General features: G+C 37.2%; 23 protein-coding genes. 19 read left to right on the forward strand and 4 right to left on the reverse strand.

Annotated elements, in window-relative coordinates; all coding sequences use genetic code 11:
* The first annotated feature begins 47 nt into the window (after positions 1 to 47).
* The 6 genes from ACZ427_RS01575 to ACZ427_RS01600 all read left to right on the forward strand — a co-directional run bounded on the left by ACZ427_RS01575 (position 48) and on the right by ACZ427_RS01600 (position 4,523).
* Positions 48 to 800 carry an SDR family NAD(P)-dependent oxidoreductase gene (locus ACZ427_RS01575; protein ID WP_461176436.1) on the forward strand — a complete coding sequence of 251 codons (753 nt, stop codon included), beginning with the start codon at positions 48 to 50 and terminating at the stop codon, positions 798 to 800.
* A gap of 51 nt (positions 801 to 851) precedes the next feature.
* Positions 852 to 1,052, forward strand: a complete 201-nt coding sequence (locus ACZ427_RS01580) for a tautomerase family protein (protein ID WP_464883504.1) — start codon at positions 852 to 854, stop codon at positions 1,050 to 1,052.
* 62 nt (positions 1,053 to 1,114) lie between these two features.
* Positions 1,115 to 2,161, forward strand: a complete 1,047-nt coding sequence (locus ACZ427_RS01585) for a TRAP transporter substrate-binding protein (RefSeq protein ID WP_461176437.1) — start codon at positions 1,115 to 1,117, stop codon at positions 2,159 to 2,161.
* Positions 2,162 to 2,224: 63 nt separating this feature from the next.
* A complete protein-coding gene (locus tag ACZ427_RS01590; protein WP_461176438.1) occupies positions 2,225 to 2,704 on the forward strand; it encodes a TRAP transporter small permease in 480 nt (159 codons plus the stop codon).
* Between the two features lie 17 nt (positions 2,705 to 2,721).
* Positions 2,722 to 4,008, forward strand: coding sequence for a TRAP transporter large permease (locus ACZ427_RS01595; RefSeq protein ID WP_461176439.1), 1,287 nt, complete (start codon positions 2,722 to 2,724; stop codon positions 4,006 to 4,008).
* Between the two features lie 29 nt (positions 4,009 to 4,037).
* A complete protein-coding gene (locus tag ACZ427_RS01600) occupies positions 4,038 to 4,523 on the forward strand; it encodes a VOC family protein (RefSeq protein ID WP_461176440.1) in 486 nt (161 codons plus the stop codon).
* Positions 4,524 to 4,561: 38 nt separating this feature from the next.
* On the opposite strand, the gene ACZ427_RS01605 is transcribed toward ACZ427_RS01600, so the two are convergent.
* Complete coding sequence (locus ACZ427_RS01605) at positions 4,562 to 6,208, reverse strand: sigma-54 interaction domain-containing protein (RefSeq protein ID WP_461176441.1); 1,647 nt, start codon at positions 6,206 to 6,208, stop codon at positions 4,562 to 4,564.
* Positions 6,209 to 6,384: 176 nt separating this feature from the next.
* On the opposite strand from ACZ427_RS01605, the gene ACZ427_RS01610 reads away from it, so the two are divergent.
* The 10 genes from ACZ427_RS01610 to ACZ427_RS01655 all read left to right on the forward strand — a co-directional run bounded on the left by ACZ427_RS01610 (position 6,385) and on the right by ACZ427_RS01655 (position 16,506).
* A complete protein-coding gene (locus ACZ427_RS01610; RefSeq protein ID WP_461176442.1) occupies positions 6,385 to 7,368 on the forward strand; it encodes a thiamine pyrophosphate-dependent dehydrogenase E1 component subunit alpha in 984 nt (327 codons plus the stop codon).
* A 16-nt stretch (positions 7,369 to 7,384) separates the two neighbouring features.
* Complete coding sequence (locus ACZ427_RS01615) at positions 7,385 to 8,365, forward strand: alpha-ketoacid dehydrogenase subunit beta (RefSeq protein ID WP_461176443.1); 981 nt, start codon at positions 7,385 to 7,387, stop codon at positions 8,363 to 8,365.
* An 11-nt stretch (positions 8,366 to 8,376) separates the two neighbouring features.
* The gene (locus ACZ427_RS01620) at positions 8,377 to 9,699 is read left to right on the forward strand and encodes a dihydrolipoamide acetyltransferase family protein (RefSeq protein ID WP_461176444.1); all 1,323 of its coding nucleotides are present in this window, start codon (positions 8,377 to 8,379) and stop codon (positions 9,697 to 9,699) included.
* 11 nt (positions 9,700 to 9,710) lie between these two features.
* The gene (lpdA, locus tag ACZ427_RS01625) at positions 9,711 to 11,093 is read left to right on the forward strand and encodes a dihydrolipoyl dehydrogenase (protein ID WP_461176445.1); all 1,383 of its coding nucleotides are present in this window, start codon (positions 9,711 to 9,713) and stop codon (positions 11,091 to 11,093) included.
* Between the two features lie 26 nt (positions 11,094 to 11,119).
* On the forward strand, positions 11,120 to 11,869 hold the full coding sequence (locus tag ACZ427_RS01630) for an SDR family NAD(P)-dependent oxidoreductase (RefSeq protein WP_461176446.1): 750 nt from the start codon (positions 11,120 to 11,122) through the stop codon (positions 11,867 to 11,869).
* 24 nt (positions 11,870 to 11,893) lie between these two features.
* On the forward strand, positions 11,894 to 13,321 hold the full coding sequence (locus tag ACZ427_RS01635) for an aldehyde dehydrogenase family protein (protein WP_461176447.1): 1,428 nt from the start codon (positions 11,894 to 11,896) through the stop codon (positions 13,319 to 13,321).
* Positions 13,322 to 13,550: 229 nt separating this feature from the next.
* On the forward strand, positions 13,551 to 14,597 hold the full coding sequence (locus ACZ427_RS01640; RefSeq protein WP_461176448.1) for a TRAP transporter substrate-binding protein: 1,047 nt from the start codon (positions 13,551 to 13,553) through the stop codon (positions 14,595 to 14,597).
* A gap of 44 nt (positions 14,598 to 14,641) precedes the next feature.
* Complete coding sequence (aroE, locus tag ACZ427_RS01645) at positions 14,642 to 15,478, forward strand: shikimate dehydrogenase (protein WP_461176449.1); 837 nt, start codon at positions 14,642 to 14,644, stop codon at positions 15,476 to 15,478.
* Between the two features lie 357 nt (positions 15,479 to 15,835).
* Complete coding sequence (locus ACZ427_RS01650; RefSeq protein ID WP_461176450.1) at positions 15,836 to 16,114, forward strand: hypothetical protein; 279 nt, start codon at positions 15,836 to 15,838, stop codon at positions 16,112 to 16,114.
* 239 nt (positions 16,115 to 16,353) lie between these two features.
* Positions 16,354 to 16,506: a site-specific integrase gene (locus tag ACZ427_RS01655; RefSeq protein ID WP_464883505.1), complete on the forward strand. Its 153-nt coding sequence runs from the start codon at positions 16,354 to 16,356 to the stop codon at positions 16,504 to 16,506.
* Positions 16,507 to 16,666: 160 nt separating this feature from the next.
* On the opposite strand, the gene gltS is transcribed toward ACZ427_RS01655, so the two are convergent.
* Positions 16,667 to 17,863 (reverse strand): sodium/glutamate symporter, encoded by a 1,197-nt coding sequence (gene gltS / locus ACZ427_RS01660; protein ID WP_461176461.1) that lies wholly within the window; start codon positions 17,861 to 17,863, stop codon positions 16,667 to 16,669.
* 20 nt (positions 17,864 to 17,883) lie between these two features.
* Positions 17,884 to 18,843, reverse strand: a complete 960-nt coding sequence (hutG, locus tag ACZ427_RS01665; RefSeq protein WP_461176451.1) for a formimidoylglutamase — start codon at positions 18,841 to 18,843, stop codon at positions 17,884 to 17,886.
* Between the two features lie 119 nt (positions 18,844 to 18,962).
* Here hutG and ACZ427_RS01670 point away from each other — a divergent pair, with 119 nt between their 5' ends.
* Complete coding sequence (locus tag ACZ427_RS01670; protein ID WP_461176452.1) at positions 18,963 to 19,847, forward strand: LysR family transcriptional regulator; 885 nt, start codon at positions 18,963 to 18,965, stop codon at positions 19,845 to 19,847.
* 78 nt (positions 19,848 to 19,925) lie between these two features.
* Here ACZ427_RS01670 and ACZ427_RS01675 read toward each other — a convergent pair whose 3' ends face one another.
* On the reverse strand, positions 19,926 to 20,117 hold the full coding sequence (locus ACZ427_RS01675; protein ID WP_461176453.1) for an NUDIX domain-containing protein: 192 nt from the start codon (positions 20,115 to 20,117) through the stop codon (positions 19,926 to 19,928).
* A gap of 675 nt (positions 20,118 to 20,792) precedes the next feature.
* On the opposite strand from ACZ427_RS01675, the gene ACZ427_RS01680 reads away from it, so the two are divergent.
* Complete coding sequence (locus tag ACZ427_RS01680; protein WP_461176454.1) at positions 20,793 to 21,638, forward strand: abortive infection system antitoxin AbiGi family protein; 846 nt, start codon at positions 20,793 to 20,795, stop codon at positions 21,636 to 21,638.
* Between the two features lie 2 nt (positions 21,639 to 21,640).
* Positions 21,641 to 22,864 (forward strand): abortive infection system toxin AbiGii family protein, encoded by a 1,224-nt coding sequence (locus ACZ427_RS01685; RefSeq protein WP_461176455.1) that lies wholly within the window; start codon positions 21,641 to 21,643, stop codon positions 22,862 to 22,864.
* The last annotated feature ends 131 nt before the right edge of the window (positions 22,865 to 22,995 follow it).

Here is a 22,995-nt window from a genome sequence, read left to right on the forward strand (position 1 = left end):
ATTTTTTAGTGTATTGTAATGTAATCGGATACAAGGGAGAGAAGATTATGAAAGATTTACATGGTAAAAAAGCGATCGTTACTGGTGGAGTGCAGGGATTAGGGCTGGCAATGGCTGAGGGACTTTGCGAAAGTGGCGTAAAGGTGTGTATCTTAGATATCTCACAAAAGTTGGAAGAAACGGTAGAAGGTTTAAGGAGAAAAGGTTTTGATATTCACGGTTTAAATGTAGACTTATCGGATAGAAATCAGCTTCCAGAAAGTTTTAAAAAAGCAATTGAGCTTTTAGATAGTGATTTAGACATTTTAGTGAATAACGCTGGTATTCATAAACCAATGCCTGCATTGCAATTACCCTTTGAAGATTTCCAAAAAATATTGGATGTCAACGTGACATCGGTTTTTCATTTGAGCCAACTCGCAGCTGAGGAAATGAGTAAAAAAGGAAGAGGGAAAATCGTAAATATAGCCTCGGTTCTTGCATCACAAGGAGGGTATAATGCTTCAGCTTATTCCACAAGTAAAGGAGCGGTAGCACAGCTGACCAAGTCATTGTCCAATGAGTGGGCAAAGGAAGGGATAAATGTAAATGCCATTGCTCCCGGCTATTATAAAACAGAATTAAATCGTTTTATATTGGAAGATGAAGAAAGATATAACTCCCTCGTCAGTCGTATTCCAGCAAATCGGTTTGGTGATCCGGAAGAACTTGCAGGCACTGTTCAATTTCTATCTTCCGATAAATCCAATTATATAAACGGCGCTATCATTCCAGTAGATGGTGGCTTCTTAGGTAGATAAAAGGATTATTTTAACTTTGTATATATAATTGTTAAGGAAAGAGGGGAAACCATGCCATATATAAAATTGAAGTTGGTTGAAGGAAGAGATATAGAGACGAAAAGAACGTTAGTTAAGAATGTAACGGATGCAGTCTGCGAATCTCTTCATACGACAAACGATAATGTAAGGATAGAACTAATTGAGCTTCAAAAGGATTTATTCAGTATAGGAGGACAGTTAGTAGAGGAGAAGGAAGAAGAGAAGTCTTAAATGAAAACGTATACAGTTAATTGAAAAAATTATGAATTAATTATAAACAGGAGGTAATGATGATGTTGTTCAAAAATAAGCTTAAAGCTGCATTTACTTCATTCGTGTTAATAGGTGTTATAGGGCTTGTGGGTTGCGAGGAGAGTGCTTCAGGTACGGGAGGTAGTTCTGATGGTGATCAGGTAGTAATTCGAATGGCGAACCAAGTGGAACAAGATAATTTTCTAAATCAGGGATATGTAGAATTTAAGGAGTATATTGAAGAGAACAGTGATGGAGAAGTTGCAGTAGAAATTCATAATGGAGGAACTATTACTAACTCAGATGAATCCATCGTTGAGCTATTGGACAGTGGTTCGCTGGAGTTATCAACTTCATCAGCATATGGTGTAGCTAATGTGACGAATGTTAAGGGCTTTAATCTGTTTGATATGCCTTTCTTATTTGATGACCGAGAGGAATTTTATTCATTTATAGATGGACCATATGGTGACCAATTGGCAGAACAGGTCAGTGAAAACACCAATGTAGAAGTGTTGGGGTTTGTTGATTTAGGATTCTATTCCCTTATGAATGGAAAGAAACCCGTTGAGACTCCAGAAGATTTAAATGGTTTAACTATTAGAAGTTCAGAAGCTGATTTGCATTTAGATACATTGAAATCGTTGGGAGCTAACCCTACCCCTATGGCTTATAGTGAGGTGTTTACTGGGCTTCAGCAAGGAACGATTGATGGTGTATCGACAACAACTCCTTTGATCTATGGAGATAGATTCTTTGAAGTTAATAAAAATATTACTTTAACAAATCACATATTATTGCCGCATATTCTGATGGTAAATAAGGATTTCTATAATAGTCTGTCTGCAGATGTGCAAGAACTTTTAGATGAGGCAGTTCAAGAATATATCAAAACAGCAAGAGAATTGGCTGTGGAAGCTGAGAAAGAGGCTGTAAATGGATTGGCTGATGAGGGTGTTGAAGTGATTGAACTTTCCCCTGAACAGAAAGAGGAGTTCCGTAAAGCTACTGAATCAGTAAGAGAAGCAAATATTGAAGAAGTCGGTGAAGAAAACTATAACAAGGCAATGGATCTATTGGGGAAATAAAAAACTATTCCAGCTATGCTGCAATAGCAGCATAGCTGATTATAGAGAGGGAGGCGTATCAATTTGGAAAAAGAGAAGAAAAGACCAATTGAAGCTTATATAAGTTTTTTTCTCTTCGTTATCATGACGATTACTATGTTTGTGGAAGTCGTAGCCAGATATATTTTCAGTTCGTCCATTTCCTGGACGGGCGAATTAACAAGATATCTTTTTGTTTGGTTTATATTTATCAGTGCCAGTTATGCATTAGCAGAAAAAGCACATATCAGGGTCGAGGCATTAAATAGTTTGCTGCCTAATAAAGTCAGACCGTTTGCTAACTTGGTAGGTGCGGTGGTCTGGTTAGCTTTTTCCTTATTTGTAAGCTATCTGGGGGTAGATTATGCATTAACCATGTTTAACTCTACGTCTGCAGCTATGAACGTACCGATGGGAATCATCTACCTGGGCATTCCTATAGGATATTTTCTGATGTCCTTACGACTGATTGGACAGATTATTAATACCATTAGAGGGGATGAAACTGAGAATGAGTCTACTTAAAGAAGAGGTGATAGTCTATGATTAGTACATTATTAACCGTACTTGCCGTTTTAGTGATAGCTTTACTTTTTAATGTCCCAATAGCCTTTGCCTTAGCAATGGCTGGGTTTGTAGTTATATTTATAGAAGGTTCCGTACCGCTTTCGTTTTTTGTTCAGACCACTTTTGGAGCCAGTGATTCCTTTTCTTTGCTTGCAGTTCCCTTTTTTATTTTGGCTGGTGAAATAATGAGCTCAGGCGGGATTGCCAAGCGTCTTGTCAGTTTTATCCAGAGTATGGTCAGTTCACTAACAGGCGGTTTAGGATTTATAACCATTGTGGCCAGTCTCATATTTGCAGCCATTTCAGGGTCTGGCGCTGCTACGGTTGCGAGTATTGGTGGAATTATGATCCCCTACATGCTGCAAAATGGTTATAATAAACCATATGCTGCTTCAATAGCAGCAAGTGCGGGTTCCTTAGGCCCCATTATCCCACCTAGTATAATATTTATTATGTATGGGGTAATGGCAAGTGTATCCATTGGTGATATGTTTATTGCTGGCATCATACCCGGAATCTTGATGGCCCTGGCATTAGTGACTGTTAACTATGTTATCAGTAAAAAAGAAAAGTTTGGAAAAGAGGCCTCTGTCGACAAAGGGAATTTCTGGTCTTCTTTGAACGAAGCCAAATACGGCCTTTTGGCTCCTATTATTATTTTGGGAGGAATTTATGGGGGTATTGTCACTCCTACTGAGGCAGCGGTAATTGCTGTGGTGTATAGTATAATCGTAAGTGTATTTATATATAAAGAACTTTCTTTTAAGGAGCTTCCTGATGTTTTTATCAAAGCCTCCCTGACCTCGGGAATCATTATGATTTTCGTGAGCACAGCTTCTTTTTTTGGTCAGGTGCTTTCATTGGAACAGATACCTCAAACTGTAGCAAATGCGATTGCTAGTATCACTACGAATGAAATTATCATATTATTGTTATTAAATGTGTTTCTTTTGTTTGTGGGAATGTTTATCGAAACGGTTGCCGCAGTAATACTCTTTGTTCCACTTTTATTACCAATCGTTTTGCCGTTAGGTGTGGATCCTTTACACTTTGGTATCATTGTTTGTTTGAATCTGTCACTTGGATTGATTACTCCGCCATTGGGGATTAATCTATTTATAGCTTCAAATATTGCTAAGGTGAAGTTCGAACAAACCTTTAAGTACATTACTCCAATATTTGGTGCGATTCTTATTGTTCTGATTTTAGTCACGCTTGTACCACAGATAAGCACATTTTTACCAGAGATACTTTCACAGTGAAGAGAACTATTCTAATATAAGGTTATGAGGTGAAATCATTGATCACAGGACATTGGCATACAGCTTTTACAGTAAGCGACATAGAACGATCAATAAGATTCTATACTGAATTACTTAATTTTGAGGTGGTTCATAGACAGCGGCAATCCAATAAGTATACTCGTAAGTTTGTGGGCTATCCTAATGCCGACCTGGAGGCTGCCATGTTAAAAATTGCGGGTGACGATAATACAGGAATATCTGGCCATTTACTGGAGCTGAACCAGTATTACTTACCAGAAGGAAAAAAAGTGGATGTACAAACATGTAATACTGGAGCAGCACATCTGGCTTTAGTGGTAGACAATATTCATACTACATATGAATATCTTATGGAAAAAGGGGTTACATTCAAATCAGAACCAGTCGCTGTTGAGGCTGGAAGGAATAAGGGTGGTTATACTTGTTATTTCCTTGATCCGGATGAAATTACGCTTGAATTGTTCCAGCCTCCTGCAAATAACAAAGAATGGTAAATATAAAAACAGCATCGTCTTGCAAGACGATGCTGTTTCTAAGTTTCTATTTTATATTTTTTCATTTTCCTAACTAATGTGGACTGGTCAACTTTCAGGGCAGTGGCTGCTTTTCGGACACTTGGGAATTTGGCCACGGTGTCTTGAATGATGTCGGCCTCATAGGACTCTATACGTTTTTTCAGCGGCTCCATACTGGAATAATTTATAGCAGGAGCAGATGAGCTGGGGTTAATTTGCAATTCTCTTTGTAAGTCGTCCACTGTTATTTTAGGATCTGGGGACATGAGAGCTACTCGTTCGACCAGGTTTTGTAATTCGCGTACATTTCCCGGCCAGTCATGATTTTGAAAGGTATTTAAAGCATCGGTAGTAAATTTACGACTCACTCCATATTTTTGTTCAATATCTTTTAAGAAATGGTAAATCAATGGTATTATGTCTTCTTTTCTATCTTTCAATGGAGGTATGTGTATAGGTATGACATTTAAACGGTAATATAGATCCTCCCTGAATTCTCCTGCTTCTATCATTTTAGGTAAATCTCGATGGGTAGCAGCGATAATTCGAACGTCAATTGATACTGGCTTTGTACCTCCAACACGTGTTACCTGTTGTTCTTGTATCACCCTAAGTAGTTTCACTTGCAATTCCTTATTCATTTCTCCTATTTCGTCTAAAAAGATTGTGCCGTGACTAGCTGCTTCAAATAACCCTGCCTTCCCTCTTTGGTTTGCCCCTGTAAAAGCTCCCGATACATAGCCGAACAATTCGGATTCCAGCAGAGACTCTGGAATTGCTCCACAGTTAACTTTAATTAATGGATATTCTTTTCGGAAACTGTTTTGATGAATCAAATCCACTATTTTTTCTTTTCCAACCCCGGATGCCCCTTGAATAATAACTCCGGAATCTATATGCGCAATTTTTAAGGAGCGATTCAAAACATTTTTCATACTGTCGGAATGGGCGATAATAGAAAGGTTTGGGTCGCTCTGTTGTCTTAGAAACTCCAACTCCTGATGAATTTGGTGGTTTTGTTCTTCCAGTTTTTTAATTTCTGCTTCAAGATTGTTCAAATGAGATAAATCTCTGACATTATTAACAATCTTTTTTATTTCCCCATTTTTATTGCGTATGGGTACAGCAGAGACAAGGACTGTTGTACCTGTATTGATTTTTTGAATGATAGTTACTTCTTTATTATCTTTTAACGCTTTTAAACTACTTGATGAATCAATAACATTTTCCTTTTCAAGTTCTCTTAAACTTCGTCCTATAAGATCATTTACAGATAATCCCGTAATTTTCTCATAGGCAGGATTTTGATGGATGATTACTCCATTTTTATCGGCAATAACGATTCCATCGAAAGAAGAATTAATCACTTCATTTAACTCACTTCTCAACTCCTGCAATGATTCCTTTTCTTTCGTCAATCTGACTAATTTGTCCAATGGCTTTATTAATACTACCGTCATCTCTTTATATGTAAAGGTTGATATTTCGGCTGGATAGTATATCGTGCTGAAAAATTGTGCTCCTTGTTTAATGGAATAAATTATTGGATCTAAATAATATATATACCTTTCTGCCATATTGTTTTTAAAGATAACTTCTCCCTGGTTATTTAAGATAAGACCACCAATATTTCTGATTTCTTTAAGTATATTTTTTAATTCCACTCATTTTGCCCCCTTGCATCAATAATGATGTGATTTTGCAACAATTAATTTAATTATACATCATTTTAAATACTAAAAATAGTGAAAATGCGATGAAAACACCTTTGAAGTTTTGGCATGATTTTTGCATATAGATTAATGACAAGGCTTACATTAGAACATTAGGAGGTAATTTCATGTCGAATTTAACAAAAGCATCTAAATATTCAAAGCAAGAGCTAAAAGGCATGCTACACGATATGATGCTGATTAGAAGTTTTGAAGAAACAGTGGAAAAGTTGTTCCAACAAGGGAAGATACATGGGACGATGCATTTGTGCGTAGGACAGGAAGCAACAGCCGTCGGTGCCTGTGCTCCGTTAACAAAAGAGGATAAAATTACCAGCACCCATCGTGGTCATGGACATAGCATTGCAAAAGGGACAGAGATTAATGGAATGATGGCTGAACTTTTGGGTAAAGAGACAGGTTATTGTAAGGGAAAAGGTGGATCGATGCACATAGCTGACTTGAATGTTGGTAATTTAGGTGCAAATGGAATTGTAGCTGCAGGTTTGCCGTTAGGTACTGGTGCTGCTTTAACATCAAAAATGAAGGATCTTGGGTATGTTGTTGTTTGTTTCTTTGGAGATGGAGCTTCAAATGAAGGGGCATTTCACGAATCGCTCAATTTAGCTTCCGTTTGGGATTTACCAGTTGTTTTCTTCTGTGAAAATAATTTATATGGAATGTCCGGATCCGTAAAAGAAATGGTAAACGTGGAGAATATTGCGGACAGGGCGCAGGCTTATGGCATCCAAGGAGAAGTGATCAACGGAAATGATGTGTTAGAGGTGGCAGCAACAACGGAACGTGCTGTGGAAAAAGCCAGGAATGGAGATGGACCTACTTTAATTGAAGCACACACATACAGGTGGAAAGGACATTCCCGTAGTGATGCACGAAAATATAGAACCAGAGATGAAGAGAAAGAATGGAAAAAACAACGTGATCCGATCGCGTTGTTTAGAGCGCAACTAATAGAAGATGAAGTACTGACCGAGGAGGATTTAGCAGAATTAGATCAGCAGATTAAGAGAGAAATCGATGAAGCGGTAGAGTTTGCTGAAAATAGTAAAGCACCTGGTATTGAAACACTGATGGAAGATATTTATGCATAGAAAGGTGATGAGGTAGATGAGAACAATTACGTACGCTGAAGCAGTTAAAGAGTCTATGAGTCAAGAGATGCGCAAAAACAATGATGTTTTTATCATGGGGGAAGATATAGGAATCTATGGAGGAGCCTTCGGTGTCACAAATGGAATGGTAGAAGAATTCGGGGAGGACAGAGTCAGAAATACGCCGATTTCCGAATCAGCTATCAGTGGAGCAGCGGTAGGATCAGCCATGACAGGTATGCGGCCTATCCTAGAGTTGCAATTTTCTGATTTTATCATGATTGCTACAGATAATATTGTCAATCAGGCTGCAAAAAATCGCTACATGTTTGGGGGAAAGGCCAAAGTTCCAGTGGTTATAAGACTCCCGGGCGGTTCTGGTGCCGGATTTGCTGCACAGCATTCACAAAGCTTGGAAGCATGGATGGCCCACGTTCCAGGTTTGAAAATCGTTCAACCTTCTGACGCATATGATGCCAAAGGTTTAATGAATGCAGCGATTCAAGATGATAATCCGGTTTTATTCTATGAACACAAGGTTCTTTATGGTACGAAAGGTGAGGTTCCTGAAGAAGAGTATAGCATTCCATTGGGTGAAGCGGATATAAAGAAACAAGGTTCCGATGTGACAGTTGTTGCTACAGGTGCCATGGTTAACAAAGCCTTGGAAGCAGCAGAAGAACTGGAAAAAGAAGGGATCAGTATAGAAGTAGTGGATCCTCGTACGCTTGTTCCGCTTGATGAAAAAACAATTATTGAATCTGTGAAGAAAACCAGTCGTGCCTTAGTTGTATATGAAGCTGTAAAACGAGGTGGATATGGGGCTGAAATTGCAAGCATGATTGGAGAGAGTGATGCGTTTGACTTTCTGGATGCTCCTATTCGGCGATTGGGCGGTGAAGCAACACCGATACCATATAATCCGGAATTGGAAAAGGCAGCGGTGCCACAGGTCAACAATATAATCCAGGAATGCAAACAACTAATGAATAAATAGGGGGTGTTTATATGGCTACAGAAGTACTAATGCCAAAATTAGGGGCACAAATGGAAGAAGGAACCGTAGTATCATGGCTGGTCGATGTAGGAGAAGAGGTGGAAGATGGCGATCCTCTTGTAGAAATCCAGACAGATAAGATCACCATGGAAATTGAAGCGGAAGTAGATGGTGTCCTGCTGAAAACCTTATATGATGAGAGTGCTGTTGTTCCTGTCCAGAAAGTGATCGCATATATAGGGGAAGAAGGAGAAAATGTCAAGAATCTGGCTGAAGAAGATACACAGGAAGAAGTTACGGTGGATACTAAACCGGAGCAAACTCCCGCTGTAAGCAAGGGAGATACCTCTGTTCCATCCATCAATAAAATCAGAAGGACGCCGGCTGCACGTAAACTGGGTGAAGACCAAAATGTTGAACTGAGCAACATTGATGGTTCAGGTCCTCTTGGACGTATTCATAAAAAAGATGTGGAGGCCTATTTAGGAAGCAATTCCAAAAAGGCTACACCACTAGCGAAGAAAGTGGCCGTCGATCAAGGTATTGAAATAAACGATATACAAGGAACAGGTTCACGCGGGAAAGTAATGAAAGATGATATTCTTGCAGAAATCCAGGAAGATACGGATTCCGGTATCGATCAAGAGGGTAAACGGATACCTTATAAAGGGATGCGCAAGGTTATAGGTGACCGCATATCTGAAAGTGCTTACACCTCTCCGCATGTAACCCTGTTGTCTGAAATAGACATGACAAACGTGGTGGAGCTCCGTAAGCAATTATTACCGGTCATTGAAGAAACAGAAGGACTGCGTATTTCATTTAACGATATTCTGATAAAGGCAACAGCGTTTGCATTAAAACAGCACCCTGGAATCAATATTCAATTGGACGGCGATGAGATTGTTTATAACTCCTCGATTAACATCGGGATGGCCGTGGCAGTCCCTGAAGGGTTAGTAGTGCCTGTACTCAGAAATGCAGACCAAAAAGGTCTTGCCGCCATTACGAAAGAAGCAAAAGGTATTGGAAGAAAAGCTCGTGATGGGAAATTATCTCATGAGGATATGCAGGGAAGCACCTTTACCATAAGTAATTTAGGAATGTATGCAGTGGATGGGTTTACACCGATTATTAACAGTCCAAATGCAGCCATTTTAGGAGTGGGTCGTATTGAGAAGAAGCCAGCTGTGGTGGATGAGCAAGTAATCATCCGCTCGATGATGAACTTGAGCCTGTCATTTGATCATCGGATTGTAGATGGTGCCCCTGCAGCAGCGTTTTTAACTGAATTAAAAGATGTACTGGAGAATCCTTATAAACTAATGGTCTAGGAGATGTGATTATGACTACGTTTGATGTTGTCGTTGTGGGCGGTGGCCCGGCTGGTTATGTAGCTGCTATCAGAGCGGCCAAGAATGGAAAGAAAACCGCCTTGGTCGAGAAAGGGTATTTAGGGGGTGCATGCCTTAATAGGGGGTGCATTCCTTCTAAGACCTTATTAAAACATGCAGAAATTATAGAAGAAATAAAGCATGCAAAGGATTGGGGGATCCAAACCGATAATCTCCGTTTCTCATTAACTGATATGTTGCACAGGAAAAACAATGTAGTGAATACGCTCAGAGCTGGGATTGATCAGCTGTTAAAAAATGGGAATATCGATGTGTTTAACGGATTTGCAACAATTAAGGGGGATAAACAGATAGCAATTCAAACGGATCAAGAAACGATGGAGATATATGGCGAGAAAATAATTATAGCAACAGGCAGTAAACCTGCTGTTCCTCCTATAGATGGGCTTGATACGGTTAACTATCATACCACAGACACCATTTTTGACATTGATGAAATACCAGAAGCCATCGCGATTGTTGGCGGTGGGGTGATTGGCGTAGAAATGGCTAATATATTTTCCGGCTTAGAAACGGAAGTGACTATTATTGAAGTTGGTGAACGAATTATCCCGACAGAAGATAAAGATGCCGCGAAATCTTTACTTAAAACTTTGAAGAAAAAGGGGATTAAGGTTCTGACAAAGCATCAGGTAACCTCGGTTTCAGAGGGTAATAGTCAGAAAGAACTCACCATCACTTCTCAAAAAGGTGAAAAGGAAACACTTGAAGTGGATGATATTTTAATAGCTGCCGGCCGGAAACCTAATTTATCTGCAGTTGCAGGACTCAACCTGAATATGAATGGATCACATATAGCGGTAGATGAATACCTGGAAACCAGCTTGAAGGACATTTTTGCAGCAGGAGATGTGATCGGTGGTCTTCAACTTGCCCATGTGGCGAGTGCGGAAGGCCTAGCTGCTGTAGAGAACTTAGATAATAAGAAAGAAAAGGTAAATGATAAATTAATGCCCCGGTGTATTTATACCAAACCTGAAGTTGCTAGTGTAGGAGTAAGTGAAGAAGAACTAAAAGAACAGGGAATCAATTATAAGGTAAACAAGTATCCTTTTTCGAGTAACGGAAAAGCATTGGCCATGGGGGAAACAGAAGGATTTACCAAACTACTGGTAGATGAAGTGTATGGGGAAGTTTTAGGCGTCGTGATGGTTGGATCACATGCCACGGAAATAATCAGTCAATCATCTGCTTATATGTTATTGGAAGGGACCGTGGATGAGCTTGCTCATATGACCCAGCCTCACCCTTCACTGTCAGAAGGAATCATGGAATCTGCTAATGCACTTGTCGGAAAAGGGATACATTCGTAATAACAAATTAATTAGAGGGTGAGTCCATGTTTGATATAAATGGAAACAAAGCTATTATAACAGGCGGTGCTCAAGGACTGGGGAGAGCAATGGTGGAAGAATTCCATAAGGCTGGTGTGGAGGTCGCGGTGATAGATATCTCAGAAGATATCCGTACGGTTAAGGAAATCGCGGTAAATGAAACGAAAATTCACACCGTCCAAGGGGATTTACTAGATTTCAATAATATAAAGCACTTATATAATGAGGCAGTTGAAAAGTTAAATGGAACGGTAGATATTCTTGTAAATAGTGCCGGATTGATTCAAAGAAAACCAGCGACGGATTTTTCACTAGAAAGCTGGGATAGAATCATGGGATTAAATGTGACCAGTGTATTTGAATTGTGCAAATTGGCAGCAGATGGGATGAGAGAACAAGGGTCTGGAAAAATTATTAACATGGGATCGATCGTCTCCGTGATTGGCGGATATCATGCTTCAGCCTATTCCACCAGTAAAGGTGCGATACTCCAGCTAACAAAATCCTTATCAAATGAATGGGCAGGATATGGTATTCAAGTAAATGCGATTGCACCGGGGTATATGTTAACCAGTATGAACGCTGATCTTAAGAATGACCCGGAGAGAAAACCTCAAGTTGATGCCAGGATTCCTGCCAAGAGATGGGGAACATCAAAGGATGTCACTGGTGTTGCATTGTTCTTAGCATCACAGGCTTCTGATTATGTGACGGGAACGTTAATCCCGGTAGATGGCGGAGTACTTGGGAGATAATCTAAAAAAGAGAGGAAGAGTACAGTGAAAAAAAGTTTATTTATTAATGGAGAATGGATACGTTCCGAATCGTATGCTAATTTATTATCCCCTTTTTCCGGAGAGAAGATAGCAGAAATCCCTCAGGCTTCAGAAGAACAAGTGGATGCAGCTATTAATGCAGCTTATGAGAATAGAAAAGTAATGAAGGATCTTACCGCTTTCCAGAGAGCCGAGATTCTGGAAAATCTAGTGAATTTGTTAAAAGAGAATCGATTTGATGCGGCTAAAACAATTTCTCTGGAATCATCAAAACCAATTAAACTCTCGCTGGGCGAAGTCGATAGAACAATTGAAACCTATAAATTCGCAGCAGAAGAGGCAAAAAGGATTTCTGGTGAAATGATTCCGATGGAGGCAGCAAAAAGCGGAGCAAATAGACTCGGATACACGCTAAGGGAATCTATTGGGGTTGTGGCAGCTATCACCCCGTTCAATTTTCCGATGAATTTAGTGGCACACAAGGTGGGCCCGGCCATAGCAGCAGGTAATACGGTTGTTTTAAAACCAGCATCCCAAACTCCTTTATCGGCGTTTTTCCTTGCAGAACTTTTAGAAAAAGCCGGTTTACCAAAGGGTTGTCTCAACGTGGTTACAGGAAGAGGGAGAGTAGTTGGTGACAGGCTGGTTTCCAGTGAAAAAGTAAGCATGATTACATTCACAGGGAGTCCCGAAGTTGGAATAAGCATTAATAATAGAGCGGGTTTAAAAAAAGTAGCATTAGAGCTCGGTTCTAATGCTGGCCTCGTCATCGATGATGGCATTGATCTGGATAACATTATTTCAAAGTGTGTGACGGGTGCCTTCTCAAACCAAGGACAGGTTTGTATCTCGATTCAGCGAATTTTTGTTCATGAAAATTTATTTGAAGAGTTCCTAAAAAAATTCAAGGAGCAAACAGAGAAACTCATATTGGGGGACCCATTGGATGAAAATACAGATGTTTCCTCCCTGATCTCCCAACAAGAACAGGAAAGAGCGAGAGATTGGGTAAATGAATCTTCCCAGGAAGGTGCAGAAGTACTAACCGGTGGGGAAGTTCATAACAATATTTTGACACCGACTATTATTACAGGAGCTTATTCTAATTCTAAAGTATCTTGTCAGGAAGTATTTGCACCAGTAGTTACTGTTAACCCTATTAAAGATGTTAATGAAGGGATAGAACATATTAATAACTCCAGATACGGGTTGCAGGCGGGTATCTTTACAAGGGATATTCAAACTGCTTTCACTGCCTCTAAAAGAATGGAGACAGGAGGAGTAATGATCAATGACATTCCAACCTACCGAGTGGATCAAATGCCATACGGTGGAGTGAAGGAAAGCGGAAATGCTCGAGAAGGAATCAAATATTCCGTTGAAGAAATGACAGAAATGAAACTGGTCGTGTGGAATCAAGAAGAATATTAAGATTTTGAAGATAGATTCCCGTACTGATCATATATGAGGATTGATAATAAATGCCTCCTTGGTTAATTTAGCAAGTTCATACATTGTTATAATTAATAAGGAGGTAATTTACTCTCTCTAAGTCTATCTGTTTGCTGGTTTAAACAGTGATAGATACTTCGGAGGAGAGTTGAAAAATAAAACGGTTTACAAAAAATTGTAGGAAAGATAAATCTGGGGAGGTTTAATTATGTGGAAAAATAGAAACAAACTATTTCTGTCTCTGTTCATGGCTTTGATAATTACAATTTTAGCTGCTTGCAGCGGTGAAGAAACTGCACAGTCGGAGGATTCCGATAATGGGGATCAAGTAGTGATAAGAATGGCCAATCTGGTCGAAAAGGATAATTTCCAGAATCAAGGTTATATGAAGTTTAAGGAGTATATTGAAGAAAAAAGTGATGGAAAAGTAAAGGTAGAGATTCATAATGGGGGGACTATTGCTTCCTCAGATGAGCAAATTGTAGAACAACTTAATAGTGGTTCGTTGGAATTATCGACCTCATCTGCCTATGGTGTAGCAAACACAACAAATATTAAAGGATTCAATTTGTTCGATATGCCTTTTTTGTTCGAGGGTAGGGATGAATTATACTCTTTGACCGATGGAGAATATGGGGATAAATTAGCTGAAGAAGTAAGTGAAACGCAGAATGTGAAGGTTCTCGGATTTATTGATATGGGGTTCTATTCAATTATGAACGGACAGACTGCCATCGAAAGTCCTGGCGATTTGCAGGGGCTGACCATTCGAAGTTCAGCGGCTGCTTTACATTTAGAAACGTTAAAGGCATTTGGGGCTAACCCGACACCAATGGATTATAGTGAAGTATATACAGGATTACAGCAAGGTACTGTGGATGGACTTTCCACTACCACTCCATTGATTTATGGGGATAGATTTTTTGAAGTTAATAAAAATATTACCTTAACCAATCATGTGCCGCTAACCCATGTGGTCATGGTAAATAAAGATTTTTATAACGGTCTTACAGATGATGTTAGACAACTGGTAGATGAAGCTGCTGAGGAGTTCATTATGACTGCTAGGGAATTAACAAAAGAAGCAGAACAGGAAGCTATTCAAGGCCTGGCCGACGAAGGAGTGGAGGTTATAGAGCTTACAGCGGAACAAAAAGAGGAATTTCAAAAGGAAGCAGAAAAGGTACATGAAAATAATATCGATGAAGTTGGGGAGGAAAACTATAATCGTGCATTGGAGCAATTAGGTAAGTAAATCGGTAAGGTTTAAAATACGAAATAATAGAGGAGCGTTTTTTGATGATAGAATTATTTGGTGTTATGGGGAATCCAATAAAGCATTCACTTTCTCCTTTAATTCAAAATGAAGCCTATGAATTAAACAATATTAATGCTTTCTTTCAGCCATTTCAGGTAGAATCAAAAAATCTGGAAGAAGCTGTGAAAGGTATGAAGGCACTTGGGATAAAGGGATTTATGGTAACAGTCCCTTTTAAAGCGGCAATTATACCTTATCTGGATGAATTATCGCCTGGAGCTGAAAAGATTAGAGCCGTTAATGTCGTACAGTTAATTGATGGGAAATATGTGGGCTACAATTTTGATGGGGAAGCCTGGCTAAAAGCGTTAAAAGAAGATATGAAGATTGATAGCCTAAAGAATCAGAACGTCCTTCTGCTTGGGGCGGGAGGAGCAGCACAATCTATCTATTATACGCTTGCACAAGAAGGAAATGTGAATGTAGATATTAGTAATAGAACCATGGAAAAAGCGGAAGCACTGGTAGAATTAAGTGAAAATAAAAAGAGAACCCAGGTCATTTCCCTTAAGAAAGCAGAAAGTCAACAGGAAAAATATGATGTTATCGTGCAAACAACCTCCATAGGGATGTGGCCAAAAACGGAGCACTCTCCTATTAAACTATCTAATTTAAAGAAAGGGGCGTTTGTTTCAGATATCATTTACAATCCCGGTGAAACTGAAATATTAAGACAAGCCAAAAACAATGGGGCCAAAGTTCAAAACGGAATGAAAATGCTTGCCTCGCAAAATGTATTATGTATTGAAAAATGGACGGGGCATAAAGTTGATAGTAATAGGATGTTACAAACTCTTAAAGAAGCTTTAAACAATTAAGTCGAGTATGGAGTTATGAAGGAATCAAGTAATGCTATCCATTTGAAAGAATTAATCGGTAACTAATCGCCCGTTCTCCCGAATTTGGTCATATGTGTTAAATAAAACTAATTAAAATAGTGTTAATCAACATAAAGAATTGAACCGATGTAAAAGACTTACAGATGAAATAGTACCTATACACGATATACTCCTTTTTAGTGTATCTATGTACGGGTACTATTTTTAAATAGAGGTTATTCTTTAAAAATATATTCAGTTTGTGTCCCTCTACATCAAATCTATAGACACAAACGTATAGATGCTCACTTTATTCGAGAGTTTGGAGATAGAAGTAGAGATGCGGAAATTTATTTAATGAGGGATGCAGCAGAAAAGGCAGGAACATTTCTAAAAGATGAAGTATCAGCATCCAAGCATCTTGAAGCAGTACGGAAAATAATTCATGGATTTGAAACCCCGTATGGATTAGAATTACTTGCAACTGTTCATTGGGTCGCAGAGAACAAACCAGAAATACAAGACGATATTCAAAGAATTGTAGAGGAAGTTCATAGTTGGAATGAGAGGAAAAAGAAAATATTTAAAGAGAAGCATATTGAAAAAGCTTGGGAGCATTTGAATGAGATTGTGTAATTAATATAATTTAAAATTCAGACCTCACTCTATTTTGAGTGGGGTCTTTTATTGGGAACCTTTGTAAAACCATTAAAAAACAAGGATTGTCTAAAAATTTTTAGTATTATTATAGAGTTTAAAACAAAATACTGAACACTTTTCACCTATAACTACGAGTTTAATAATAAATAAGAGAAGTAGAGAGTTCTACATTTCAACAATACTCCAAAGAAGTTGACAAGAAAATAACTCGTCATGTGTTAAGGCATTTCTTTTGTTCAAATGCAATTAATAAGGGGATGAGTATTCACGAAGTGGCAAATCAGGCTGGACATTCGAACATTCATACAACATTGATGTATACAAATCCCACTAAAACGGGGGTGTTGGATAAAATGGATCGACTGTAAAGTAGCTCATTGAGTTGTAAAGCTTTACCGTCTTCACTTAAACTACCGGTTCTAATGAAGAACAACCAATCACCTAGTTTAGGAACGATTGGTTGTTGTATATATATCTTCCACAATAAAAAATCTTTCTTAAATAAGGTCAGAAACCTGCCAAATCAATCTAGGAAAATATATTTATAGATGTAATGATAATGGGCATAGCGAATACATCAATTAGGAATGCTCCTACAAGAGGAACCACTAAAAATGCTTTTCTAGAAGGCCCGAACCTTGATACGACCGCATCCATATTTGCCATTGCATTAGGTGTTGCTCCTAATCCGTGGCCCGTAAAACCTCCAACCATTATTGCTGCATCGTAATTCTTTCCGAGCAATCTAAACAATACAAACGCACCAAATAATGCAACAAATAACACTTGTACTAATACAATGATTAATAGTGGAATAGCTAAGTCCACAATCTCCCATAGCTTAACACTCATCAATGCCATAGAAAGGAAGATTCCTAATGTTACATCCCCAATAATCCCAATACTCTTCATATCAATAATCTTACTTTTATATCGATCCAAAATATTTCGTACAATAACAGCAACAAACATTGCACTTACATATGTTGGTAGTACAAATCCTGTTAAATCAGAGAATAAAGTTCCTAAATAAGAACCTAGTGCCATACAAAGCGCAATAATAAAGACCTGCATCATGAATGATTTAGATGTTAAAGACTCCTTTTCTATATCATCCTCTACAGAGGAGGCAACATCTTCCTTGGTTTCCACTGGTTTTAAATTATATTTGTTGATTAAGAATTTTACAATTGGACCACCAATTAATCCACCAGCAACTAGACCAACTGTTGCTGCAGCAAGTCCAATGGATAAGGCTCCTTCGACTCCCATCTCCTCGATAGTTGTTCCAAATGCAGTGGCCGCACCATGCCCACCTTCCATAGAAGTAGCACCAACCATAACACCTAGTAAAGGATCTAAGTTTAGTAATGATGCAAAAGAGATACCGATAACACTTTGGACTAAAGCCAAAATACCACATGAAAGCCAATAGATAACTAGAAGTTTCCCACCAATTTTTATTAAGCTAAAACTCGCCCCCAGGCCTACTGTCGTAAAGAATGTGAGCATAAACAAACTTTGCAAAGAAGTGTCCAAACTAATATTAACAATACCGAATCCTCGTAGTGCTGTAATTATTAATGCAAATAATAATCCACCAACAACTGGCGCAGGTATACAAAACTTATCTAAGAAACCTATGCGTTTATTTAATAACGTACCAATCATAAAAACAGCTAAGGCTAAAAATATCGTCGTTACTTGTTCAAATTCTAATGTCATAAATTCCCCTCGCTTTTCATTTATTTTATTCTTTTCCAATTAAAATTCTCTATAACTTCGGCAATAAGATAAGCTGCTAAACGTGTAGTTTTATTGTTTTCGTCTAAAAGTGGGTTAACTTCTGATATATCAAAACTCAATATATTTTTCTTAGAAACAATATACCTTAGTAACTTACGTACAACTTTTGGTTCCAATCCAAATGGTGTAGGTGCGCTTACACCAGGAGCATCACTTGCAGCAATGGAATCTGTACATAGAGTTAGAATAATTGCATCGTGCTTAGAACTAAATCCATCAATTGCTTCAAGCACTTGATCAGATTGTCTTCCTACTACATTCTCTTCTAAGAAATATGTACACCCTAACCTTTCTGCTTCCTGAAAAAGGCTCTTGGTATTACCGAATGGCTGAATTCCCAGGCATAAATAATCTGCATTCTTATCTGCTATTACTATTTGTCGGAACATCGTACCTGAGGATGGAGTCTCTTCCTGACGCATATCGAAATGTGCATCAATATTGATAATACCAAGAGAAGCATCATTACCTATATATTTTCTTGCGCCTAAATAATGGCCATAGAGTGTTTCATGTCCTCCTCCAATTATAATTGGAATGGTTGAATGAGATAGAAGCAAATCTACATGCTTTCCTAATTCTTCTTGAGCTTGCTCCATTTTTTTACCTTCACAAGCAATATTACCAGTATCAAATAATGGTAGATTATTAAGAATTGTGGAAGGCAAATTGGATAAAAAGGAACGAATCATATTTGGTGCTTGAGCCGCACCAGCTCTACCTTTATTTCGAAGTACGCCCTCATCTGATTCAAATCCAACGAGACAAAAAGCATTTTCTGTTTCTTCCAAACTATAAATTGGTTTTAAATTAACGACTTGATGTAGTCGAAAACTACTTTTATCCGTATCGCTATCCACTCTACCAGTCCAATTTTGTTTTTCAGATTGTTTGTACATATTAGCCACCTCATTATTTTATTGATTATTTATTTAATTATAATAATTCTATAGTATAATTACTAATACATATAATTTATAATTCTATAGTTTTAGTCTATAGTTTAAGGAGAATTAGTGTGGATATAAATCAATTAAAATACTTCATAACTTTAGTGGAGGCAAAAACATTTACCAATGCAGCAAAGGTTTTACATATTGCCCAACCATCCTTAAGTATCTCTATTAAAAAGTTGGAAAATCAACTGGGCCTTGTATTAATTGATAGAAAAAAACGTACGATACACTTAACTAGAGAGGGAGAAATTTTATATTTAGAGGCAAAAAGATTAATTAATCAGTTACATCATATCGAGAAGGTAATGGACCGATTAAGAGTAGAAGGACCATTGGAATTATCCATTGGTACGATTGAATCAGCGAAATATTGGCTTCCTAAAGTCATAAAAGACATCAAAGAATCCTACGATGGAGTTTATACCCTACTGTTAGAATTATTAAGTTTAGATGAAGTCAAAAAGGCATTATTGAATTATCAAATTCATTTTGCTATTACCAACCAATATATTGAAACAAATAAAATACAGTCTACTCTACTTTATGAAGAACCTTTGGTTGCTCTTCTGCCAATAGACCATCCATTGGGAAATTACAATTACCTTACCATTAAAGATTTAGGGAATGAGCCATTTATATTATGTAAAGAAGGGTATCAAACTCGGGATGATGTCTTAAGTGCTTTTCGAATTGCCAGTATAAAACCGAACATCCATTTTGAGATTGAACGGTTTGAAACAGCATGTCGTTTAGTGGAAGAAGAACTTGGCTTAACAATTGTCCCAGAAAGTTATGTCCAAGATAATAGTAAGCATCCATTTCACGTTAAACTGATAAATGATCAAGATATTAGACGTAATGTTTATTTAGTGGTCGATAAAAACAGGTACCTACCACCAATTATAAAAGAATTTATTAGATCAATTAAGGATTACCATAAGGGATAATTTCCTTTTGTATCCACTACTTCCAACAGGTGGAATAAATTCTCCGCACGGTTCTGTGTGGAACCAATATAAACCATTTTATCGGGGGACTGACCTCCGAAATTTCCGATCCCGAACTGCGATGATACCATTTACTTTAGAAGTTATACCTGTTTCCTCATGCACCTCCCGGATAATACTGTTTTCAATGGGTTCGTGTTGCTCGATGTAACCACCCGGATTAGTCCATTTACCTTTCCCGGGTTCTTGGCGTCGACGGACCAGTTTCAAAATAATAGATTAGTGTTTGGAACTTTAAACAGTAAAATTTTCTCTTTTTTGTTATGGTAAGTTATAATATTCAATTTGTACTTGATGGAGGGCTCAACCATGTATAAAAATAGATTAGGTCCTTTAGAAATAAAACGTGAATTGAGACAGATATATTGGGATGTGGGTATTATGCGGAATCCCTACCGTGGAATATCATCATATCATTCCTTTTCACCAAATTAAGTCCCACGCCGTACAAGAAATGTAATATCATGCCCGGAACACCATCACAGAGCGGACTGCGATGAAATACCAAAAGACGTACTTTATTCAATCAATCAAACCAAACAAAAACCTTTAAACGAGAATAAGGAATCAATTTCGAAAGATTTTTTTCTGCTAGATTATCCATCCTTACAAATAAAAGCAGAATCAAATATTTATCAACGCACTCCTTTTTTTTAGTCAACCTCTCCAGTGTTCAGATTTTTTTGTTTTTGAGGACATAATCATTTGACTTTCCATTCTTCTGACATATTTTAATCTGTATTACCCAGTTCTTTTATTATTCAAAATCAATTATATTAACGTCTAGCATTCATGAAGGGAGAACTCTTGTTCTTGAATTATTTCCTTAGTTTGGGTATATTTGGGCTATGATTAATAAGGTGAATCTTTACAGGAGGTAAGTAGATGGTTGAAGAAAAAAATGACATAAAAGCTATTAGTTTGCAAGAAAAACCAGGAATAGAAAAAAATTTATTTAATAAACCTGAGCAAAGCGCAAATGTTTTATATAAATTCATGAAAAAAATAGATTATCTAAAAGATATTCTTGAACATAATGCGATAATGCCCCGCTACTATGAAGAAAAAATTAATTATTTAAATATCGATTTTATAGAAAAAATCGCATTCCCGATGAGTTGTTTTTGTGATATACATTTAAATAAATTAGAAAAACATATGGAGAAATATGGTGGCTTTGGAATAGGGTTGAGTAAAAAGTGGGGAGTAGAAGTTGGAATTCAGCCAATACAATATATTAACGTTAATTCTAAGTTAAGAGTTGATTTCAGTGAAGTTTTTTCAAGTATTTTTAACATGAAAGCGGCAGAAAGGAAAAATTATAGTCATTATCATGATTATATATTGCATCATTTACTTTTTATGAAACCGATTCATGGAGAAATGATTGTTAAAGCCGATAGTTATGAGAAACGCCACTTTCATGATGAAAAAGAATGGAGATTTGTACCTGACGTTGCTTCAACAGACACCGAACTACCAATGGTTATAGACCAGAAACAAATGAATCCTAGAAGTTATCACACTTATTCGCAGGCTATTAGAAAGAAGCCTGAATTATGGTTGAAATTTGATTTTGACCAGGTTAAATATATTATAGTTCAGGATGAGAATGACAGGAACGATATTATCAATTTTATAATAGAAAAGCAGATAGGGGACAGCGAGACTGAAAGATACATACTCGTTTCGAAAATTATTACTTTTAGTGAACTGGGAGAGGATTGGTAATTATGTTTGCTAACTTTGAAAAAGCATTTTTTAAAAACAATGAAATAGAAGAAAAGTTGCCTGAAGAGGTTATAAAATCTTTAAGTGAACAATTACCGGATGGTTTTGCATACACTTCTATTGGTTCTAAAGCTGTTGGAGTAACTGTACAGAACTCACCTGAATTGAAAGTTGGAGGGTTAAAGTTTGTTCTACCGGAGGATTTACCAAAGGATTTCAAACCGTCAACAACCAATGAAATATTGGAATATATATATAGAACGCAACAAAAACTACGTCTTAAGCCAGATGAGAATAAAAATATAACTATAAATGAAACTAAGTTCAAAATAGATGATATGATTAAGTACCCATTAGAAGAAAAAGAATTTGAAAACATTGAAATGTATGCAGTACCTGAGCCATTTAGGTCACCATTTAAAATTACTTTATACGGAGATGGGGTTAGCAAAGACCTATTTATACAAAGGCAGCCGTATAAAGACATGCATAAAAGTCTTTTTAAAAATATTGATAATAATGGTTTAGTAATTATATATATTGTCGATGAAATTGAAAATGAGATACAGTTTAGATTTGATCTAAATATTGAAGATGCAAAAAATGTTCAAGAAGCTATTGAGTCTCTAAAGCTCTATTATTCTTGTTTAAGAGGAACAATTAAAGTAAACGATTATCCCTTACCAAAAATTGATGTAGATGATTCAGAAATTGAATCTATTTTTGAAACTATAAAATTCTGGGAAAAAGTCATAAAGGTAGAAGAGACACTAAGCTTAAAATTCACTCCGAAAGCACAGATAATGGTAAGTGATGTAACTATAATTGAGGAATTGTACAGATCATTTGTCGAAAAGAAACCCTACAAAGAGTATGTCGATATAAATTCGTTTTCCCTAGAAGGACATGAAGGTATGGATATAAAAGATTTATTGGAAACAAAAGGATTAATGATAAATTTTATTATAAGCTCCGAGATAGAAGTTTTTGATGAAGTGTATAATTTACACAGTGTTGTTTGTTACTTTGATTTTAGAATAACTGACGTAAAGTCAGTGAATCAAAATAAAACAAAATTTGTATTAACTATTCAACCGTTTAAAGATAGAAAAATATATCAGTCTACTATTCATTTTAAAAGTGAAGAGGATGCGAAATCTTACCAAACCAATTCATTCGATATAAATGAGTTACAGCATGCGGAGACATTGGAGACGGGTTTCTAAGATTCGACTCCTGTCACTTCCTGGTTTTTGTCACATTATGTCGGAGAAATACTTTGAGATGAATAGAAATTTTCTTTTCCGCTTTTTTAAGGGTGATTTTAGAAATTTATATCTGGATAATAACCAGAAAT

The organism is Virgibacillus ainsalahensis (assembly GCF_055380755.1).

Coding starts and splice junctions, on each gene's coding strand:
- ACZ427_RS01575 (WP_461176436.1), top strand. CDS start 48: ATGAAAGATTTACATGGTAAAAAAGCGATCGTTACTGGTGGAGTGCAG.
- ACZ427_RS01580 (WP_464883504.1), top strand. CDS start 852: ATGCCATATATAAAATTGAAGTTGGTTGAAGGAAGAGATATAGAGACG.
- ACZ427_RS01585 (WP_461176437.1), top strand. CDS start 1,115: ATGTTGTTCAAAAATAAGCTTAAAGCTGCATTTACTTCATTCGTGTTA.
- ACZ427_RS01595 (WP_461176439.1), top strand. CDS start 2,722: ATGATTAGTACATTATTAACCGTACTTGCCGTTTTAGTGATAGCTTTA.
- ACZ427_RS01610 (WP_461176442.1), top strand. CDS start 6,385: ATGTCGAATTTAACAAAAGCATCTAAATATTCAAAGCAAGAGCTAAAA.
- ACZ427_RS01615 (WP_461176443.1), top strand. CDS start 7,385: ATGAGAACAATTACGTACGCTGAAGCAGTTAAAGAGTCTATGAGTCAA.
- ACZ427_RS01620 (WP_461176444.1), top strand. CDS start 8,377: ATGGCTACAGAAGTACTAATGCCAAAATTAGGGGCACAAATGGAAGAA.
- lpdA (WP_461176445.1), top strand. CDS start 9,711: ATGACTACGTTTGATGTTGTCGTTGTGGGCGGTGGCCCGGCTGGTTAT.
- ACZ427_RS01630 (WP_461176446.1), top strand. CDS start 11,120: ATGTTTGATATAAATGGAAACAAAGCTATTATAACAGGCGGTGCTCAA.
- ACZ427_RS01640 (WP_461176448.1), top strand. CDS start 13,551: ATGTGGAAAAATAGAAACAAACTATTTCTGTCTCTGTTCATGGCTTTG.
- aroE (WP_461176449.1), top strand. CDS start 14,642: ATGATAGAATTATTTGGTGTTATGGGGAATCCAATAAAGCATTCACTT.
- ACZ427_RS01650 (WP_461176450.1), top strand. CDS start 15,836: ATGAGGGATGCAGCAGAAAAGGCAGGAACATTTCTAAAAGATGAAGTA.
- gltS (WP_461176461.1), bottom strand. CDS start 17,863: ATGACATTAGAATTTGAACAAGTAACGACGATATTTTTAGCCTTAGCT.
- hutG (WP_461176451.1), bottom strand. CDS start 18,843: ATGTACAAACAATCTGAAAAACAAAATTGGACTGGTAGAGTGGATAGC.
- ACZ427_RS01680 (WP_461176454.1), top strand. CDS start 20,793: ATGGTTGAAGAAAAAAATGACATAAAAGCTATTAGTTTGCAAGAAAAA.
- ACZ427_RS01685 (WP_461176455.1), top strand. CDS start 21,641: ATGTTTGCTAACTTTGAAAAAGCATTTTTTAAAAACAATGAAATAGAA.